General features: G+C 57.9%; 16 protein-coding genes, 1 tRNA gene and 1 pseudogene. 5 read left to right on the forward strand and 13 right to left on the reverse strand.

Annotation, left to right across the window (positions count from 1 at the left end; all coding sequences use genetic code 11):
* Positions 1-28: 28 nt before the first annotated feature.
* The 8 genes from atpG to AADW57_RS16180 all read right to left on the reverse strand — a co-directional run bounded on the left by atpG (position 29) and on the right by AADW57_RS16180 (position 6626).
* Positions 29-940 (reverse strand): F0F1 ATP synthase subunit gamma, encoded by a 912-nt coding sequence (gene atpG, locus AADW57_RS16145; protein ID WP_341667904.1) that lies wholly within the window; start codon positions 938-940, stop codon positions 29-31.
* Positions 941-1036: 96 nt separating this feature from the next.
* The gene (gene atpA / locus AADW57_RS16150) at positions 1037-2578 is read right to left on the reverse strand and encodes a F0F1 ATP synthase subunit alpha (RefSeq protein ID WP_341667905.1); all 1542 of its coding nucleotides are present in this window, start codon (positions 2576-2578) and stop codon (positions 1037-1039) included.
* A 36-nt stretch (positions 2579-2614) separates the two neighbouring features.
* A complete protein-coding gene (locus tag AADW57_RS16155; protein ID WP_341667906.1) occupies positions 2615-3154 on the reverse strand; it encodes a F0F1 ATP synthase subunit delta in 540 nt (179 codons plus the stop codon).
* A gap of 14 nt (positions 3155-3168) precedes the next feature.
* A complete protein-coding gene (locus AADW57_RS16160) occupies positions 3169-3639 on the reverse strand; it encodes a F0F1 ATP synthase subunit B (RefSeq protein ID WP_341667907.1) in 471 nt (156 codons plus the stop codon).
* A 146-nt stretch (positions 3640-3785) separates the two neighbouring features.
* Positions 3786-4028 carry a F0F1 ATP synthase subunit C gene (gene atpE, locus AADW57_RS16165; protein WP_009464117.1) on the reverse strand — a complete coding sequence of 81 codons (243 nt, stop codon included), beginning with the start codon at positions 4026-4028 and terminating at the stop codon, positions 3786-3788.
* A 103-nt stretch (positions 4029-4131) separates the two neighbouring features.
* Positions 4132-5013: a F0F1 ATP synthase subunit A gene (atpB, locus tag AADW57_RS16170; RefSeq protein ID WP_341667908.1), complete on the reverse strand. Its 882-nt coding sequence runs from the start codon at positions 5011-5013 to the stop codon at positions 4132-4134.
* Positions 5014-5069: 56 nt separating this feature from the next.
* Positions 5070-5555 (reverse strand): ATP synthase subunit I, encoded by a 486-nt coding sequence (locus AADW57_RS16175; protein WP_341667909.1) that lies wholly within the window; start codon positions 5553-5555, stop codon positions 5070-5072.
* A 294-nt stretch (positions 5556-5849) separates the two neighbouring features.
* A complete protein-coding gene (locus tag AADW57_RS16180; RefSeq protein ID WP_341667910.1) occupies positions 5850-6626 on the reverse strand; it encodes an enoyl-CoA hydratase in 777 nt (258 codons plus the stop codon).
* A 34-nt stretch (positions 6627-6660) separates the two neighbouring features.
* On the opposite strand from AADW57_RS16180, the gene AADW57_RS16185 reads away from it, so the two are divergent.
* The 3 genes and pseudogenes from AADW57_RS16185 to ttcA all read left to right on the forward strand — a co-directional run.
* Positions 6661-8439: a M61 family metallopeptidase gene (locus tag AADW57_RS16185; RefSeq protein WP_341667911.1), complete on the forward strand. Its 1779-nt coding sequence runs from the start codon at positions 6661-6663 to the stop codon at positions 8437-8439.
* Positions 8440-8487: 48 nt separating this feature from the next.
* Positions 8488-8847, forward strand: coding sequence for a dihydroneopterin aldolase (gene folB / locus AADW57_RS16190; protein ID WP_341667912.1), 360 nt, complete (start codon positions 8488-8490; stop codon positions 8845-8847).
* A gap of 16 nt (positions 8848-8863) precedes the next feature.
* Positions 8864-9799 (forward strand): annotated as a pseudogene (gene ttcA / locus AADW57_RS16195) (tRNA 2-thiocytidine(32) synthetase TtcA); the annotation flags it as partial.
* Positions 9800-10138: 339 nt separating this feature from the next.
* Here ttcA and AADW57_RS16200 read toward each other — a convergent pair.
* The 5 genes from AADW57_RS16200 to hemA all read right to left on the reverse strand — a co-directional run bounded on the left by AADW57_RS16200 (position 10139) and on the right by hemA (position 14431).
* Positions 10139-10720: a UbiX family flavin prenyltransferase gene (locus AADW57_RS16200; RefSeq protein WP_341667914.1), complete on the reverse strand. Its 582-nt coding sequence runs from the start codon at positions 10718-10720 to the stop codon at positions 10139-10141.
* A complete protein-coding gene (gene grxD, locus AADW57_RS16205; RefSeq protein ID WP_341667915.1) occupies positions 10717-11043 on the reverse strand; it encodes a Grx4 family monothiol glutaredoxin in 327 nt (108 codons plus the stop codon). The genes AADW57_RS16200 and grxD overlap by 4 nt, the downstream gene beginning before the upstream one ends.
* 21 nt (positions 11044-11064) lie before the next feature.
* Positions 11065-11907, reverse strand: a complete 843-nt coding sequence (gene prmC / locus AADW57_RS16210; RefSeq protein ID WP_341669723.1) for a peptide chain release factor N(5)-glutamine methyltransferase — start codon at positions 11905-11907, stop codon at positions 11065-11067.
* A 68-nt stretch (positions 11908-11975) separates the two neighbouring features.
* A complete protein-coding gene (gene prfA / locus AADW57_RS16215) occupies positions 11976-13055 on the reverse strand; it encodes a peptide chain release factor 1 (RefSeq protein ID WP_341667916.1) in 1080 nt (359 codons plus the stop codon).
* A 101-nt stretch (positions 13056-13156) separates the two neighbouring features.
* Positions 13157-14431, reverse strand: coding sequence for a glutamyl-tRNA reductase (gene hemA / locus AADW57_RS16220; RefSeq protein ID WP_341667917.1), 1275 nt, complete (start codon positions 14429-14431; stop codon positions 13157-13159).
* Between the two features lie 281 nt (positions 14432-14712).
* On the opposite strand from hemA, the gene AADW57_RS16225 reads away from it, so the two are divergent.
* Together AADW57_RS16225 and rfbA are read left to right on the forward strand one after the other, a co-directional pair.
* Positions 14713-14788 (forward strand) — tRNA-Phe (locus AADW57_RS16225).
* Positions 14789-15202: 414 nt separating this feature from the next.
* Positions 15203-16090, forward strand: a complete 888-nt coding sequence (gene rfbA, locus AADW57_RS16230; protein ID WP_341667918.1) for a glucose-1-phosphate thymidylyltransferase RfbA — start codon at positions 15203-15205, stop codon at positions 16088-16090.
* The last annotated feature ends 4 nt before the right edge of the window (positions 16091-16094 follow it).

The following is a 16094-nucleotide window of genomic DNA, read 5'->3' on the forward strand; positions in this document are numbered from 1 at the left end:
ATAACTTTGATGGTATGCCTTGCCGTGATTACACAGCAGCGGCACCCCCCACGATTTCAGAGATTTCTTTGGTAATCGCTGCTTGGCGGGTCTTGTTGTAGACCAGCTGAAGCTCGCCGATCACGGACTTCGCGTTGTCCGAAGCGGCCTTCATGGCCACCATACGGGCAGACTGCTCGGAAGCCATATTCTCGGCGACAGCCTGATACACCAGACCTTCCACGTAACGCATCAGCAAATCGTCAATAACCGACTTGGCATCTGGTTCGTAGATGTAATCCCAACCATATTCGGAGGAATTGACCACGCCGCTTTCAGCGTTAATCTGATCGCCCGCCTGGAACGGATCTTTCAGACCCGTCGGCAAAGGCAGCAGACGAATGAAAGTTGGGTCCTGCTTCATCGTATTGACGAAGCGGCTGGTCGCCAGGTAAACGGCATCGATGCGGCCTTCCACAAAATCGTCGATCTGCACCTTGATGGCACCGATCAGACGTTCCAGGTTAGGAGCATCACCCAGACCGACTTCCTGGGAGACCAGTTTGGCGCCGACGCGAGCCAGCGTACCGGCTGCTTTCCCACCCAGGGCGGTTGTCTGCACCGAAATGCCCTTGTCTTCAAACTCGCGCAGACGCGCAAGCACCAGACGCAGGATATTGGTGTTCAAGCCGCCGCACAGACCTTTGTCCGTGCTGACCACTACAATACCAACAGCCTTGATTTCGGCGGGCTCAACCATGTAGGGGTGAGTGTAGTCGGGATGCGCCTGCATCAGGTGCGAAGCGATCTCGCGCACCTTGTCTGCATAGGGACGGCCGGCCCGCATCCGTTCCTGCGCCTTGCGCATCTTGGATGCCGCCACCATCTCCATGGCTTTGGTGATCTTGCGCGTGTTTTGCACGCTCTTGATCTTAGTACGAATTTCCTTAATTCCGGCCATCACACTTTCCTGTAAGGGCATTGTCGGGAGACTGGCGAGACGCCCGCCTCCCGCTAATCGTGACGCCGGAAGCACTCCGGCGCCTGCCTGCAGTGATTAGAAAGCGCCGTGCTTCTTGAAGTCCTGGATGGCTGCAACCAACTCAGCCTCGTCTTCCTTAACCAGTTCCTTCTTGCTTTCGATGCGCTGGACCAGTGCGTCAAACTTGTTGCGCAGGTGATCCTTCAGGCCTTTCTCGAAAGGCAGAACCTGAGCGACGTCCAGATCGTCGAAGTAACCGTTGTTCACGGCGTACAGGCTCACGGCCAGTTCCCACACAGCCAGCGGCTGGTACTGAGGCTGCTTGAGCAGTTCCACCACGCGCTTGCCGCGCTCCAGCTGACGACGGGTTGCATCGTCCAGATCGGAGGCGAACTGCGCAAAGGCGGCCAGTTCACGGTACTGAGCCAAGTCGGTACGAATACCGCCAGACAGCTTCTTGATGACCTTGGTCTGAGCTGCACCACCCACGCGGGACACCGAGATACCGGCGTTAATTGCGGGGCGTACACCAGCGTTAAACAGGTCCGATTCCAGGAAGATCTGGCCGTCGGTAATGGAAATGACGTTGGTCGGCACGAAAGCGGACACGTCGCCGGCTTGCGTTTCGATGATAGGCAGCGCGGTCAGCGAACCGGTCTTGCCTTTGACTTCGCCATTGGTGAACTTTTCGACGTACTCGGCGTTAACGCGGGCAGCACGCTCCAGCAGGCGGGAGTGCAGATAGAACACGTCGCCGGGGTAGGCTTCACGACCTGGAGGACGACGCAGCAACAGGGAAACCTGACGGTAGGCCCAGGCTTGCTTGGTCAGATCGTCGTAAATGATCAGGGCGTCTTCGCCGCGATCGCGGAAGTATTCGCCCATCGTGCATCCCGAGTAGGGAGCCAGGTACTGCATAGCAGCGGATTCCGAAGCGGAAGCAGCCACCACAATGGTGTATTCCATGGCACCGTGCTCTTCGAGCTTGCGCACCACGTTGTTGATCGTGGAAGCCTTCTGGCCCACGGCAACGTAAATACATTTCACGCCATTGCCCTTCTGGGCAATGATGGTATCCACAGCCACGGCGGTCTTGCCGGTCTGACGGTCGCCAATGATCAGCTCGCGCTGGCCACGGCCGATCGGCACCATGGAGTCCACGGCTTTGGTGCCGGTCTGCATGGGCTGGGACACGGATTCGCGGGCGATAACGCCGGGAGCGACTTTTTCGATGACGTCAGTCATCTTGGCGTTGATCGGGCCTTTGCCGTCGATAGGCATGCCCAGCGTGTCAACCACGCGGCCGAGCAGCTCGGGACCAACGGGCACTTCCAGAATGCGGCCGGTCGTCTTGACTGGATCGCCTTCGGAAACACCGGTGTATTCGCCCAGAATCACGGCGCCGACAGAGTCGCGCTCGAGGTTAAGGGCCAGACCGAACGTATTGTTCGGGAATTCGAGCATTTCGCCCTGCATCACATCGGACAGGCCGTGGATACGAGTGATACCGTCGGTAACGGACACGACCGTACCTTGTGTACGAACGTCAGTCGACGCGCCCAGGCCTTCGATGCGGCTCTTGAGCAGTTCGCTGATCTCGGACGGATTAAGTTGCATGTTCAGACTCCTGAAATCCTGTTTACTGACTCGCGCTTATGCGGTCAGCGTATCGCGCATGCTGGCCAGCCGGGCCTGCACGGAAGTGTCGAGCACCTGGTCACCAACGATCACCCGAATACCGCCGATCAGATCAGCGTCGACGGTAACTGTCGGCTTTAGCTTCAGGCCAAACTTCTTTTCGAGGCCAGCCACCAGCTCGCCGACCTGAGCGTCGCTGAGCGGGAAAGCGCTGATGATCTGCGCCTGTGCCGTGCCTTCGAGTTGGTGTTTCAATAACTCGAACTGCTCTGCAATCTGGGGCAGCAGCAAAATGCGCTGATTGTCCACCAGCAGTTCGAGAAAGTTGCGAGCCTTTTCCGAAGCCTGAGACTTGATCAGGCCTGTAAAAAGTTCGAGACGCTGCCCATTGTTCAGGCGCGGATCGTTCAGTGCCTCGCGCACATCGTGAAGACCGGCCACCTGAGCCATTTCGGACAACAGGGCCGACCACGATTCGAGTCCCTGACTGTCGTCGCGCACAGCGGCGAACAGGGCCTCGGCGTAAGGTCTGGCAATAGTCGATAGTTCAGCCATGGCCTGCCTTGATTTTAAAGTTCAGCCTTGAGCTGGTCGAGCAGCTCGGCATGCGCTTTCGCGTCAACTTCGCGTCGCAGGATCTGCTCGGCGCCTTTCACGGCCAGTATGGCGACTTCGCCACGCAGACCTTCGCGTACGCGTTGTACTTCCTGGGCAGCGTCTTGCTGGGCCTGGGCGATGATGCGGGCTTTCTCGGCCTCGGCTTCACGGCGGGCCTGTTCCAGCAGAGCGTTTGCCTGTTTTTCGGCGTCGACAATCCGTTGATGGTTGTCGGACTTGGCCGATGCGTCCATCAGGCTGATACGCGCTTGAGCCTGGGCCAGATCGGCCTTGCCCTTATCGGCGGCAGCCAGCCCGTCGGCGATTTTCTGACGACGATCATCGATTGCTTTCGTCAATGGCGGCCATACGAATTTCATCGTAAACCAGGCCAAAACGAAAAACACGATCATCTGGAAAAAGAGAGTCGCGTTTAAGTTCACGGTCGTATCCCTTCAATACCACGTGTGCCGGATGCTGGATTGCGTCCCGACACCTGTATGTTCAAGTCGGAAGCGGTGCATGTTCGTTAATGAGCCGCACCGCCAACGACTGCCTGTCCGCCTGCAATAACAGCGGACCCGCCTTATTACCCAACGAATGGGTTGGCGAATGCAAACAGCATGGCGATACCGACACCGATCAGGAAGGCAGCATCGATCAGACCGGCCAACAGGAACATCTTGGTTTGCAGGGCGTTCATCAGTTCGGGCTGACGAGCCGATGCTTCCAGATATTTACCACCCATCAGGGCGATACCAATGCAAGCGCCGAAAGCGCCCAGGCCGATGATGATACCGCAAGCAAGAGCAACGAGAGCGACGTTGGTCATGACAACTCCTTGGTTAAAAATCAGGTGTAAATCGAAAAATCAAAAAAGCGTGAGCAAGCGAACTTGCGTCCCGGTCAGACCCCATTGCCCGACCGGAAACTGATTAATGGCCTTCGTGAGCTTGCCCGATATAGACAAGGGTAAGCATCATGAAAATAAATGCCTGCAGCAGAACGATCATGATGTGGAAGATCGCCCATACAGAGCCGGCCAGCACGTGGCCGATACCCAGACCCAGGCTGGCGCCATTAAACCCAGTCCATGCACCACCCAGCAGAGCGATCAGCATGAAAACCAATTCACCGGCGAACATATTGCCGAACAGTCGCATGCCCAGGGATACCGACTTGGCTGCATATTCGATGCAGTTCAGCAGGAAGTTGAACGGGGCGAGCACGACGGCCATGATGCCATTGGCGGTGAATGGTGCAGTAAACAGTTCTTTGACAAAGCCGCCTGGGTGCTTGATCTTGATGCCGTAATAGAACATCAGCAGCAGCACGCCCATGGACATGCCCATAGGCACGTTCAGGTCGGCGGTGGGCAAAATGCGGTGGTAGTACAGCGGGTCGCCGTGCTCGGTGCCCAGACCGCTGGTATAGAAAATCCAAGGCAAGAGATCCACGGGGATCAGGTCCAGGACGTTCATCATGACAATCCACAGAAAGACCGTCAGGGCCAGCGGCGAAACAAATTTACGCGAATCGGCATTGTGTACGATGGACTTGGCCTGGTCTTCGACCCAGTCGACCAAGATTTCGACGAACGACTGCAGACGGCCAGGAACGCCGGCGGTAGCACGCGCGGCTGCGCGCCACATGAAGAACACAACAACCAGACCCATCAACAGGGACCAGAACATGGAGTCGTAGTTAATGACACCGAAGTTAGCCAGAATATCCTGTTTTTCACCGACGTTATTCAAGTGAACCAAGTGGTGTTGGATGTACCCTGACTGAGGCGAAATATCACTAGCAGCAGCCATCTGTATTTACCCTGTGATGTATACGTTAAGGGACAAGCCCGTGAAACAAAAATCCGTTATGGCAGCTTGCGAAAAACCAGCAGCAGCACATAGCCCTTCAAGACACACAACAAGCCCAGCAACAATGCGGGCCAGACCAGCCAGCCTGTATTCGCCCAGGCCACCAGCGCCAGTGTCAGTACAGCAAACCCCAGCTTGAAGGCTTCCCCCCAGAAAAAGGAGAGTGCGCCGGCATTGCCGCCACCCATCAAGCCCAGCAAAAGACGCAGCGCGAACAATGCGTTGGGCACAAAATAAGCAGCCGCACCGATCAGTGCCGAGGCTGCTGCATTCGCGCCTGAAACCCATGCCGACACGGCAATCGCCAACAAGGCCATCAAGGCCTGAGCCACCAGAGTGCGCACAATTCCCTTGCCTGCCCGCCGCGCCATATAAGCGCGCTGCTCGGGCGTAAGAACCACGGGTTCCGGAAAAGGTAGTGCATCCCCTGCTGCCCGCACCGTATTTTCGGTGCCTGTCTGCTGATCGACCGGCTGATTCATAGTAGGAAAAACTCGGATAAAGTTGTGTAGATGGATGTGCTACAACGACAGACCCACAAAGGCCCAGCCACCATCCGCGCAAAGTTATCGGCCCCTTTTAAAAGCCGCTGGCGTCAAACCCGTAAAGTATAGCGTCTTTTTTTTGTTGCAAGCAAATCAAGTCAGGATTGTTTCAGCTAAGGGTCAAGCCAAAAACGCGGCAGATCAGTAAGCACAAGGGGTCGGGAAGATTTGCAACGCTGCAGCGCAGCAACTTTACAACAACCCCTGTGTTTTTATTGACTTTTAAGTGGTTTATCGGTGTTTGAAATCGGGTTTGCGCTTCTCGGCAAATGCACGCATGCCTTCTTTCTGATCCTCGGTTGCGAACAAAGCATGGAAGTTGCGTCGCTCGAACAGCAGGCCTTCCTCTAGCGAGGACTCGAACGCCCGGTTTACGCACTCTTTGGCCATCAAGACAGATGGCAAAGACATACTGGCAATGACGGTGGCCGCTTCCAGCGCCTCGTCCAGCAATTTGTCGGCCGCCACTACGCGCGACACCAGGCCGGCACGCTCGGCCTCCTCGGCGTTCATCATGCGCGCGGTCAACACCAGATCCATGGCCTTGGCCTTACCCACGGCACGCGGCAGGCGCTGTGTGCCGCCGTAGCCGGGGATAACACCCAACTTGATCTCGGGCTGCCCGAAACGCGCTGTATCGGCGGCAATGATAAAGTCGCACAGCATGGCCAGCTCGCAGCCGCCGCCCAAGGCATAACCGGCAACGGCGGCAATAATGGGCTTGCGGATGCGCCGCAGATCCTGCCAGTGCCCACCCAGATAGTCCTGGGACGCCACATCGTGGTAATTCCAGTCCTTCATGGCTCCGATATCCGCGCCGGCGGCAAAGGCCTTTTCGTTGCCGGTCAGCACCATGCAGCCTATGCTGTCGTCGGCCTCGAATTTATGCACCAGAGCATACAGCTGGGTGATGACTTCGTTGCTAAGCGCGTTCAGGGCCTTGGGGCGGTTTAATGTCAATAAAGCAACACGACCATGCACCTCTGCTTTGACCAAGGGTTCGTTCATGCTGACTCCCAACAAAATTAAATAGAATAAGACAATGGAACCTACACCCGTACTTTACCGCGCCGTGCCGCAAGATCTAGCCGGCCACCGCCTTACTGTCCAGATACAGATCACCCACCCGCACACCGACGGCCAGATTCTGAGCCTGCCGGCCTGGATTCCCGGCAGCTACTTGATCCGCGACTTCTCGCGCCAGATCGAGGACATCAGCGCCAGCAGTCATGACCAGCCCGTGTCCGTGCGCAAGCTGGACAATCATCGTTGGCAATGTGCCCCCTGCCAAGGCCCCCTGCTTGTCCAGTACCAGGTCTATGCCTGGGATCTGTCGGTGCGCGGCGCACATATCGACGAAACCCACGCTTTCTTTAATGGTGCCGGCACCTTGCTGGCCGTAGAAGGCCAGACCGGACAGCCTTGCCTGCTGGAGCTGCCTGAAACTGAACAGATCGCGCACTGGAGCGTCTACACCAGTTTGCCAGAGGCCAGTGGCCTGCCCGGGGCTGCCCAGCGGTACGGCTTCGGCCTGTATCGCGCCCGCGACTACGACGATCTGATCGACCACCCCATTGAAATGGGCACCCCCCAGGTCATCAGTTTTTTCGCCCACGGAGCCGAACACGAACTGGTCTTTACCGGCGTGCTGCCCAATCTGGATCTGGCCCGCATCGCCCGGGACGTCGAGCAAATCTGCGCCACCCAGATCGCCTTCTTCGAGCCGGAAACCCGCCGCGCGCCCTTCCTGGACAGCAGTTCACGGTATGTGTTCATGACCATGGTGACCGACGACGGCTATGGGGGACTGGAGCACCGCGCCAGCACCGCCCTGATGGCATCGCGCCGCGACCTGCCCACCCAAGGCCAGGACAAGTCGATCAAAAGTGCCGGCTACCAGACCTTCCTGGGCCTGGTCAGTCACGAGTACTTCCATACCTGGAACGTCAAGCGCATCAAACCGGCCGCCTTCGCGCCTTACGATCTGAGCCGTGAAAACCACACCCGCCTGCTGTGGGTATTTGAAGGCTTTACCTCGTACTACGATGACCTGATGTTACTGCGCTCGGGTGTGGTGACAGAAAGCGAATACCTGAGCCTGCTGGCCAAGAACATCAGTGCCGTCCAGCGCAGCCCCGGCCGCTTCAAACAGTCCGCGGCACAAAGCTCTTTCGATGCCTGGACGCGTTACTACAAACAGGACGAAAACTCTCCTAACGCCTTGGTCAGCTACTACACCAAGGGCGCGCTGATCGCCCTGGGGCTGGATCTGTGCATACGCGCCCACTCAAACCAGGAAAAAAGTCTGGACGATGTCATGCTGTTGATGTGGGAGCGCTATGGCCGCGACTTCTACCAAGGCACACCACAGGGCATTGCCGAAGATGCCATGCCCGCACTGATTCTGGAAGCAACGGGGTACGATGCCACTGACTTTATTGCGCGCTACGTAGAGGGCCGGGACGACCTACCCCTGAAGACTTGGCTGCCCAGCCAAGGCATACAGCTGGGCTGGAAGGCGGCCAGCACGCTACCCAGCTTGGGCGCGCGACTGCGCCAGAACGGCAGCCAATGCCAACTGGCCACTGTCTTTACGGACGGAGCCGCCCACCATGCTGGTTTGTCGGCCGGCGACACACTGGTGGCACTGGACGGCCTGCGCATCAGCGACAGCGCCAGCCTGGAACGGTTGCTGGGTGCCTACGAAGCCGGCCAGACCGTCCAGATCCACGTGTTTCGTCGCGACGAACTGCGTTGTTTTACCCTGCAGCTGACACGTCCCGCCCTGGACGAATGCGTACTGAGCCGACTGCCATCCTGACAACCACCGGGCGGCCATCAAAGGCCGCCCGTCCTGACCTGCTTTTCCATGCCTACCCGCCGTATTTTCATCAAGAACCTGATCGTGGACGCCTCCATCGGCATCCTGGACCATGAACTGACCCAACGCCAGCCTCTGCACATTGATGCCGAGTTCGATGCCGCCATCACCCAGACGGTGGACGACACCGATATCGCCAGCGTGCTGGACTATCGGCTATTGCGCCAGGCACTGATCGAAGTGAGCGCGAGCCATCACACCAATCTGCTGGAGACCCTGGTCGAACAACTGGCCGACCGCATCCAGAATGAGTTCCCCGCCATAGAACGCGTTAAAATCCGGGTCAGCAAGCCCCAGGCCTTTCCCGACTGCGACGCCGTCGGCATTGAAATCGAACGCAGCCGCTAAACCCCGCTGCCAAGGCCTGAATCGGCCGACACTCTTTTCCGCTTTTCCTATGCCTCAAGACTCCAGCACCCTTTCCGCTTCCGCGACCGACACCTCTGCCGAGGCCGCCGTTTTTGCCACTAAGGCCGAACGCAAACAGCGCAACGAAGACAATAAGCTCAGCAAACGCATCATGCGCGAAGTGGGCCGCGCCATCGGCGACTTCAATATGATTGAAGACGGCGACAAGATCATGGTCTGCCTGTCCGGCGGCAAGGACTCTTACGGCCTGCTGGATGTGTTGATGACGCTACAAAAACGAGCGCCCATCAAATTCGATATCGTGGCCGTCAATCTGGATCAGAAGCAACCTGGTTTCCCCGACCACATCCTGCCCGAGTACCTGGAAAAACTGGGCGTGCCCTACCACATCGAAACACAGGACACCTATTCGGTAGTGACTCGCGTCATCCCCGAAGGCAAGACCATGTGTTCGCTCTGTTCGCGCTTGCGTCGCGGCATTCTGTACCGCGTCGCCAAGGAACTCGGTGCCACCAAGATCGCTCTGGGCCATCACCGCGACGACATTCTGGCCACCTTTTTCCTGAATCTGTTCTACGGCGGACGCATGAAAGGCATGCCCCCGAAACTGATGTCGGACAACGGCGAACACATCGTGATCCGCCCACTGGCTTATGTGCCGGAAAAAGATCTGATCGCGTACGCCAAGCTCAAGCAGTTCCCCATCATCCCGTGCAATCTGTGCGGCTCCCAGGAAAACCTGAAGCGCCAGGAAATCAACCGCATGATCGCAGACTGGGACAAGAAATTCCCCCACCGCTCGTGGAACGTCTTTGGCGCACTGACACGCGTGATTCCCTCGCACTTGATGGATGCGCAGCTGTATAACTTCGTGGACTTGAAAGTCACCGGCCAGGCCGACCCGGACGGAGACACCGGTTTTGATCAGGACTACTTTGATGACCACCTGCCTACAGGGCTGATGCCCAGCGACCTGGACCCAAGCACAGACACGGTCGTCGATGACAACAGCGAACGCACGGACGCCTTTACACCTGCCAAACCCGCGGCTGCCGGTGAACAAAAAATGATCTTTGTCAGCAAGCGGCGCTCGGGGCAGTAACATCTATCCGCCCAACCGGAACAAATCCACAATCCATTAAACGCGCAAACAACAAACCCCCAGACCCATAGGTCCGGGGGTTGTTAAGACACCGGCCCGACACATAAGCCAGAAACCTATCTGGCCGTACCAAGACAAGGCAAGCGGCGAAAAAACCGCCGCTGCGCATCAAACGGGTTTCTGTGACCCGTCCCAGCGTTCGCCGGGCACCTGAATATCGAACAGCTCCAATACTCGCATCACCGTGTGATCGACGATGTCATCGATACTTTTGGGTCGCAAGTAGAACGCCGGCATGGGCGGGAAAATAATGCCGCCCATTTCGGTAACCGCTGTCATATTGCGCAAGTGCGCCAGATTGAACGGCGTTTCGCGCACCATCATGACCAGTCGTCGGCGCTCTTTCAAGGTAACGTCCGCCGCTCGGGTAATGAGGTTATCCGACAAGCCGTGCGCCACGGCCGCCAGCGTGCGCATGGAACACGGCACAACAACCATGCCCGCCGTAGGAAAGCTGCCGCTGGCCAAGGTCGCGCCCACGTCTCGAAAGTTGTGTACGTGATCGGCCAGCGCCTGGATATCGTGCCGACCTATATCCAGCTCATACTTGATGTTCAGCACCCCGGAGGGCGAGATCACCAAGTGGGTTTCGATGTCCGGACAGGACTGCAGCACTTGCAACAGGCGCACGGTATAAACGGCACCTGTTGCGCCTGTCATGCCGATGACCAGGCGGCGCTTGGCGTTCACTCCAGAGCCCCGGCCTCGCGCAGCATGGTTTCCAGTTCGCCGTTTTCGTACATTTCGGACACGATATCGGAGCCGCCAACAAACTCGCCCTTGATATAGAGCTGAGGAATCGTGGGCCAGTTGGAATAATCTTTGATGCCCTGGCGCACTTCGGCGTCATCGAGCACGTTGACGATGACGACCTGGCTTAGACCGACAGCACGCAGAATTTGCACCGTGCGGGCAGAAAAGCCGCACTGAGGGGCTTGCGCCGTGCCCTTCATGAACAGAACGACTGGGTTTTCCGTGACCGTTTCGCGGATGAAATCTTGAACTTCACTCATGATGTTCTCGTAAGAAAAGAATTAACGTTGACCGCCTGTAACCCGCCTTATTCCGGCCAGGTCTGCATAACTGGCGACCTGGGTAAATCCGGCGTGCCGCAGCATATTCTGCACATGGTCGGCCTGATCCCAGCCGTGTTCCATGAGAAGACTGCCTCCCGGGCGCAGATGCGACCCGGCTCCCTGGACTATTGTACGCAAATCCCGAAGACCATCGGCACCGTCGGTCAGGGCATGGCGCGGCTCAAAGCGCACATCCCCTTGCCCAAGATGCGCATCGTCGGCGGCAATATACGGCGGGTTGGACACGATCAGATCAAAAGGCGGCTGACCCGACACGGCATCGTACCAACTCCCCAGGCAAAATTCGACTTTCCCACACAGTCGCTGGGCATTTAAACGCGCCACTTCCAGCGCGGGTGCGCTACAGTCCGTCGCCACCACCTGTGCGTCCGGGCGCGCCAGAGCCAAAGACACCGCAATGGCACCGCTACCGCAACCCAGATCCAGAATCCGGGGCGAAGACATATTCTGCAAACACCACAAAACCTGTTCGACCAGCGTTTCCGTATCAGGGCGCGGAATCAGCACATCCGGCGTGACCAGAAAGTCATGCCCCATGAACTCCCGCATCCCCACGATATAAGCCATAGGTTCACCCGCCAGACGGCGCGCTTCCAGGCGGTGATACGCCTGAACCGCCTGTTCAGGCAAGCGGTCTGTGTCGTGCGCAATCAGCCATGAACGGCTCACGCCCAACACCTGCATCCAAAGCATATCCCGCTCCAGACGCGGCAGGCTGCTACCTGCCTGCAAAGCACGCAGAGTGTCGGCGGCATCACCGGAAGCCGCTGCCTGCTGCATCGAATCGACCGAGGGCCGTGCCTGGCTTTCGCACGAATGCCCGGACAGGTCCTGCGACCGGCTCATGCTCACGCCTCTGCCAAGCAAGCCAATTGCTCGGCCTGATGCTCGGACAGCAAGGCTTTAATCAATTCGTCCAGATCGCCATCCATGATGTAACCCAGCTTATACAGCGTCAGGTTGATCCGATGATCCGTCATGCGTCCCTGCGGGAAGTTATAGGTGCGAATCCGCTCGGAGCGGTCGCCTGTGCCCACCAGACTCTTGCGCTGGGCCGCTTCTTTGTCGGACTGTTCGCGCTGTTGCTTGTCCTTCAGTCGGGCGGCCAGCACCTGCATGGCTTTTTCACGATTGCGATGCTGGGAACGATCATCCTGACATTCCACCACCAGTCCCGTAGGCAGGTGGGTCAAACGCACAGCCGAATCGGTTTTGTTGACGTGTTGGCCACCAGCCCCGCTGGCGCGGAAGGTATCCACACGCAGATCGGACGGATTGATGGTGATTTCGCTCAGGCCTTCGGCCTCCGGCAACACCGCCACCGTGCAAGTGGACGTATGAATGCGGCCCTGCGCTTCGGTTTCGGGCACCCGCTGCACGCGATGCGCACCCGACTCGAACTTCAGGCGACCATAGACATCCTGCCCCTCGATGCGCACGACCACTTCTTTGTAGCCACCCAGATCCGCCTCGCTGGCGGACATGATTTCAGTACGCCAGCCACAGTTTTCTGCATAGCGCATATACATGCGCAGCAGATCGCCCGAGAACAGCGCACTTTCGTCACCGCCTGCGCCAGCACGGATTTCAATGAATACGTTACGGGTATCGTCGGGGTCGCGGGGCAACAGCAGGATCTGCAATTCGTCCTCCAGCTGCCCGATACGCTCTTTGCCCAGCTTAAATTCCTCTTCGCCCATTTCTTTCAATTCGGGGTCGGACATCATCTCCTGAGCGGCCTGCAGGTCCGCCTCAGCCGACTCATAGGCCGTAAAAGCGGTCACAACAGGTTCAAGCTCAGAACGCTCACGCGACAATTTGCGGAACTCGTCCATATTGCCGGCGATCTCGGGCTCGGCCAACATGGCATCCACTTCGATGAGACGGCGGGCCAGTTGCTCCAGCCGGCTGCGCATTGAGTCTTTCATAGAGGGAACAGCCTAAAGGGAAAACGGTAGGCCTGGGCGCAGGGCGACGTTACACATCTGGCTGCACCGCAGGAAGTCGGTGAAACAAGCCGCCGGAAACGCTAACGCCGACGCGTCGTGGATGGCAGCAGGCGAGGCAACAGATCCAACAGTTGCTCGCGCTCGGCACCTTCGCTGCGATTCAGCTCGGCCATGGGGCCGTGTACGTATTTCTGGGTCAGGCCGTGCGCCAGCCATTCCAGGACCTGGGCAGGATCTTCGCCACGGGCCAGCATGCGCTGCGCCCGCTCCAGTTCGTGCTTGCGCACTTGATCGACCGTATGCTGCACATCCAGAATGGCCGGGACAATGGCCCGATTGCTGAGCCAATGCATGTACTGCTGCACCTGGGTGTCGATAATGGCTTCGGCCTGAACCACCGCCGCGCGGCGGGCGTCCGTGCCGCGCTGGACCAGCCGGCCCAGATCGTCGACGGTGTACAGGTAAACGTCGTCCAGACGGCCGACTTCGGTTTCGATGTCGCGCGGCACGGCCAGATCGACCATGACCACGGGCCGATGGCGGCGCGAACGCACGGCACGCTCCACCATGCCCAGCCCCAATATGGGCAGGGTACTGGCCGTACAGGAGACGACCACGTCGAATTCGGCCAGACGATCGGGAATATCGGCCAGCTTCATGGTCGTTGCCAGAAAACGCGAAGCCAGCGTTTCCGCCCGTTCTTGCGTGCGGTTGGCCACCACGATACGACAGGGGTTGACCGCCGCAAAGTGCGTGGCGCACAGCTCGATCATTTCGCCTGCGCCGATAAACAGCACCTTGGCCTGGGAAAGATCGCCAAAAACGCGTTCGGCCAAACGGACGGCGGCGGCGGCCATCGATACGGAATGCGCGCCGATGGCCGTCTGCGTGCGCACTTCCTTGGCTACCGAGAAAGTGCGCTGAAACAACTGGTGCAGCAAGGTGCCCAGCGAACCGGCCTCGTTGGCGGCGCGCACGGCATCTTTCATCTGGCCCAGAATCTGGGGTTCGCCTAGAACCATCGAGTCCAGGCCGCTGGCCACGCGAAACGCATGGCGTACCGCTTCGTTCTGGTTGTAGCGATACAGGTGCGGGGTCAGCTCAGCCGAGCGCAGACTGTTGAAATCCGCCATCCACTCGGGCAAGCGTTCGGCAACCTGGGGTTCGGCCGCGCAGTAGATTTCGGTACGGTTACAGGTAGACAGGATTGCCGCTTCGCGCACGCCATTGCCGAACGCCGAGCGCAGGGTGTCGAGCGCCGGTTTCAACACGTCGATCGGGAACGCCACGCGCTCGCGCACGGAAACCGGCGCGGACACATGGTTGAGCCCGAAGGTTAAGACATCTACTGACATGAGCGATACAGGCCAAAGCCCTGAAAAGACCGAAACAAGCGGCTATGCTTGTGCAAGCCGCGTGTGATGCACCTGATTTTACGCCGCCACAACGCGTTTTGACAAAAATACGCCGCGACAACATATTTTATGATTATAATCTGCCCTCTTGCCAAAGGGTCGGTTTGCCGGCACAAGCGCGCCGCACCTGGATACACCGCAAGAAAGCACAAAAATTTTTGTTGTTTTGTGTGCACAACAAAAAAATCGTGGTATAGTTTCGTTTTTACCGAGCAGCACATGGCCTGGTAGCTCAGTCGGTAGAGCAGAGGATTGAAAATCCTTGTGTCGGTGGTTCGATTCCGCCCCAGGCCACCAGAATTATCAAAAAAGCCCAGCTTAACCGCTGGGCTTTTTTGCATTCTGCCGTCAAAACACAGCCTAGCCGCAGGCCATCCTCGCACTCGTGACGACATAAGCTCATTTTTCTGCCGCTTGCCGACTAAGGGCCAATTTCCCGTGTTGCTTGCGCATAAAGCGCACGGCGATATGCGGTATAACCATAGCAATGATTTTCGGGAAACGAGCGTCCAGCTGGTTGTGCCAATCTCAGGTCTAAAGCCACTACGCAACGCCCCAACGCCTCGGCAGCGGCACCACCTCTGCCACGACACCCCAACCTAGCCTCTAGACTGCCATGCGTGCCAAACCAGTAGCAAGCGAAACGGGAATCAACGTCTCCGTGGAAAAGTCGTCCCTGACGATTGACCCGCCAACAACCGCGGAGACCGCATGAAAGCCATTATCTTAGCGGGTGGTGCCGGCTCACGGCTGTATCCCCTGACGCAAGTCTCCAGCAAGCAGCTACAGGCCGTCTTTGACAAACCCATGATTTACTACCCCTTGACCGCCTTAATCGCGTCCGGGGTCAGAGAACTGTGCCTTATTTCCACGCCCGACGATCTGCCGCGTTTTCAGGCTCTGTTGGGCGACGGCGCACAGTGGGGGATCAGCATTGACTATCGCATACAAGCCAGACCCGAAGGCATTGCCCAAGCGTTCATTATCGCCGCCGACTTTGTAGGCACGGACAATGTCATTCTGATGCTTGGCGATAATATTTTCTCGGGCGGCGACGACTTTCCTCGCGCGGTTTCCAGTTTTACGGGCGGGGCCAGCATTTTTGCCTATCACGTCAAAGACCCACAACGATACGGCGTAGTGCAGTTCGACAACGCCGGACGCGCAATTGCTATCCAAGAAAAACCGCAGCACCCCAAAAGCAACTATGCGGTACCGGGGGTCTACATTTATGACCACGAAGTCGTAAAAATTGCACAATCCATCGCTCCTTCAGCACGAGGAGAACTGGAAATTACCGACGTCAATCTAGAATACCTGCGCCAAGGAAAACTACAAGTGCGACGCCTTAGCCGTGGTTTTGCATGGCTGGATGCCGGAACCAGCTCGGCCCTACATGAAGCATCTTCCTACATTGAAGCCATTGAGCGCCGTCAGGGCATTAAAATCGGCTGCCCAGAAGAGGCGGCACTGATCCGAGGCTTTCTGAGCATCCAACAGTTTGAGGCCTTGATCGCACACATGCCGCGCTGCGAATACAGCGACTATCTGCGCGGCGTAGCGGACGAGTGGCACCGATTGCAAAGAGAGCGGGCATGACCCG

Source organism: Alcaligenes sp. SDU_A2, from assembly GCF_038237375.1.
Lineage (GTDB): Bacteria > Pseudomonadota > Gammaproteobacteria > Burkholderiales > Burkholderiaceae_B > Alcaligenes.